General features: G+C 39.1%; 3 protein-coding genes. 2 read left to right on the top strand and 1 reads right to left on the bottom strand.

Annotation, left to right across the window (positions count from 1 at the left end):
• Positions 1-58 precede the first annotated feature (58 nt).
• Together KSO91_RS16850 and KSO91_RS16845 are read left to right on the top strand one after the other, a co-directional pair.
• Positions 59-751: a hypothetical protein gene (locus KSO91_RS16850; protein WP_238744181.1), complete on the top strand. Its 693-nt coding sequence runs from the start codon at positions 59-61 to the stop codon at positions 749-751.
• A 63-nt stretch (positions 752-814) separates the two neighbouring features.
• Positions 815-1,774 (top strand): GIY-YIG nuclease family protein, encoded by a 960-nt coding sequence (locus KSO91_RS16845; protein ID WP_238744180.1) that lies wholly within the window; start codon positions 815-817, stop codon positions 1,772-1,774.
• A 20-nt stretch (positions 1,775-1,794) separates the two neighbouring features.
• Here the strand turns inward: KSO91_RS16845 and KSO91_RS16840 are convergent, their stop codons facing one another.
• A complete protein-coding gene (locus KSO91_RS16840; RefSeq protein WP_238744179.1) occupies positions 1,795-2,361 on the bottom strand; it encodes a recombinase family protein in 567 nt (188 codons plus the stop codon).
• Positions 2,362-2,725: the final 364 nt, after the last annotated feature.

Here is a 2,725-nt window from a genome sequence, read left to right as displayed (position 1 = left end):
GCTCAAATGCAGTAATAACGCTACTAAGTTGCTCTGGATTTGACATAATTAAGTCCTGATGGATGAGTTACCCGTATTAAATCAGAACAAAAAATGGAAGTTGAGCTACGCTGCCGTAAGCTCACAGCAAGAGAAAGACCGCCTTGAGATCTTCAAGAAAGATCTCGGGAGTTTTACGCGCTTCTATGAGTTTATGTCGCAGATAGTCGATTATGATGACAAAGAGCTGGAGAAACTAAGCCTGTATGCGCGTCACTTGCGCCCGCTACTGCGTGAAAAGGTGATCAGTGAAGATGATGTCGAATTAGAGAACGTGGTGATGAGTCACTATCGCTTGTCTAAAATCCGTCAGCAGGACATGAAGCTGAGCGAAAACAGCGGTGAATACAAGCTTGAGCCAAGCAATGATATCGGCAGCGCCAAAGCCAAAGACAAGAAAGAGGAGTTTCTGTCGCAGATTCTGGTGCGTTTGAACGAACTGTTTATTACCGATGAGCTTACGGACAAAGACCTGATCAACTACGCGCATACCGTCAGGGACAAGCTGAAAGAAAACATGGCGGTGATGACCCAGATAGCTAACAACACGCCGGAACAGGCGTTACTAGGCGACTTCCCGCAAGCGATAGACGACGCGGTGATGGACAGTAGCCAAGCGCAGCAAGAAATGATGATGCAGTATCTATCTAACCCAGATCTGGCGAAAGGCTTTGCACGGGTAGTGTTCGATCTGTTGCAGGTGCAAAGGTAACAAGAAGAAGTTTGGCTCCTAGTTTATTTTATCCAACAAGAAGATAAACGAGGACTAAAAACAGTGAGCATTTTTGCTACGCTGAATTTTGTCTGTTGTTATGGGCGTAATTTTACAGGAAGTATTGAAAATATGTCGAAGTTCGGGCGGAGTATAAGAATATTTTTAGCTGATGGCAGTCCAACAGGGCTTCGTCATGTAGAAATCGCAAATTGGTCTGGGCAAGCTATTGGATGTCCCCGTAGTCGATTTTCTGAATTGGGTAAATGGGAAGAATCGAAAAGACCAGGAGTATATTTTTTATTTGAAAATTCTGCAGGTGACAATAATGTTGCATATATTGGTGAATCAGAAGATGTTTTTAAACGCTTAGCAGATCATGATAGAAAGAAAGATTTTTGGAACGAAGTTATTGTATTTACAAGCAAAGATGAGAATTTGACTAAGGGGCACATTAAATATTTAGAAGCTCGGTTGGTCGAAATCAGTAAAAGTGCAGATAGATATCAATTAGAAAACAGTAATACTCCAACTAAATCAAGTTTACCTCGGGCTGACTTGGCTGCGATGGAAGAGTTTATCGATAATATTCGTATTGTGTTGGGTAGCTTGAGCCATCGAATCTTAGAGCCTATTTCTTCAATTATTTGCCAAACTGTTGCTGAGAATAAAGATGATTCTTTAGCTAATTATGATTTTAGTTTTAAAGTGAATAAAATCATTGCTAATGGCAGGGTTACAGATGATGGCTTTTTAATATTAAAAGGCTCGCAAATCGCACATAAGTCTTCATCAAGTATGCCGGGTAAAAGCTTAATAGCTAAAGATCAAATGATTAGCGGTGGTTTGCTAGAAGATAAAAGTAATCATTTTGTTTTAGTTAAAGATAAACTTATGAGTTCATCTTCTTATGCAGCTGCTTTGGTTGCGGGAAATAGTCGAAGTGGCCCCCAAAGTTGGAAAACAACAGATGGAGTATTCCTTAAGATAATCGAAGAAAGACTGCTAAGTAAAACGAGTTAGGTAATTTTTATTTATGCTGTTTATTTATTCCAATACCGTTTAACTGTTGCTATTGATAAGCCAGTTGCTTTAGCTGCTTTACTTTGGCTAATACCTGTTGCTTTAGCATCTTGAACTACCTTAATGGTTTTAATTGCGATAGGGCGACCTAATTTTTTACCTTCAGCTTTTGCGCGAGCAAGACCTTCATTCGTGCGTTCGATGATACGGTTACGTTCGAATTCAGCAAATGCTGAGAACATCTGAAGCATTAACTTACCTTCTGGACTTGATAGGTCTGCAACAGGCAAATCTAAGCAAATAATTTTTATTTCTTTAGCAGTAAGATTTTGAACTGTTTGTTGTACATTAATATTGTCACGGCCAAGACGGTCTAGCTTTAGCACAATCAAGGTATCGCCAGATTCAAGTTTGTTATCAACTAAATTTTTAAACTCGACACGTTTTTCTGTTGGAGTTGAGCCTGAACATGTTTCACTGATCACTCGTGGTGTTTCAATACTATATCCTGCATTTTTAATTGCCAGTATTTGGTTTTCAGTGGTTTGCTCTGTTGTCGAAACTCGGCAGTACGCAAAAGTTCTCATTTACTACATTCCAGTGGTTTTTATTTATTGTTGGTGTCAACAAACGTCATCATAAATAATTGTTGGTATCAAAAGTGCTATATACCGTTTTATGATACCTATTTGCTTGTTTGTAAATTGGTATCATTTAACGGATGTTTGTTGATGCTAGTGTTTTAATCTGTATTGATTCATAGATACTTTTGATAAGGCTATCAATAGAATTCACTGAAGGGACCACTCTTTCAATAGATTTACTGTGAGCTTACGGCTGCATAGTTTGACTTGGGCGGTTAGCCCAATTCAGTCTTTTTTGGAAAGCAAGTCAGCCGTTACTCACTATTTTCTAGATAATTCCATGGCAGGTAATTTTCTGGGTTGGCTT

Source organism: Psychromonas antarctica (genome assembly GCF_022267535.1).
Classification (GTDB): Bacteria; Pseudomonadota; Gammaproteobacteria; order Enterobacterales; family Psychromonadaceae; genus Psychromonas; species Psychromonas antarctica.
Note: the sequence above shows the minus strand (reverse complement) of the source record. Positions and strands in the feature narration are given on the sequence as shown.